1 protein-coding gene is annotated in these 275 nt (G+C 41.1%); it reads right to left on the reverse strand.

Features of this window, described 5'->3' with window-relative positions; all coding sequences use genetic code 11:
- The coding region (locus ACPYOJ_RS35285) for an RHS repeat-associated core domain-containing protein (RefSeq protein WP_481420376.1) at positions 1-229 on the reverse strand (229 nt) is incomplete at its 3' end.
- Positions 230-275 lie beyond the last annotated feature (46 nt).

Genomic DNA, 275 nt, shown 5'->3' on the forward strand with positions numbered 1-275 from the left:
GTGGGTCTATAGCTCTAGCTTTTCTTCCATCAGGATCGATAAACATTACAGGATTATTCAAAGCAAAATTATAGGGAGTAAATCTTCTTGACGTTTCCGCCAAAGGATCAATTACACCCCACCTTGCAATGTCGCTCATATACATTCTTGCTCCAAAATCACTCCAACCGGTCTCGGTCTGCAATTCCTTGCCGTTGTATTGATAGTTGTAAGCCGGATTTCCAGCCATTGCATTGTATCCTCCATGCTTCAACCCAAAAGGATAATAATTGTTT

Source organism: Rhizobium sp. SVR5-9E (assembly GCF_056755095.1).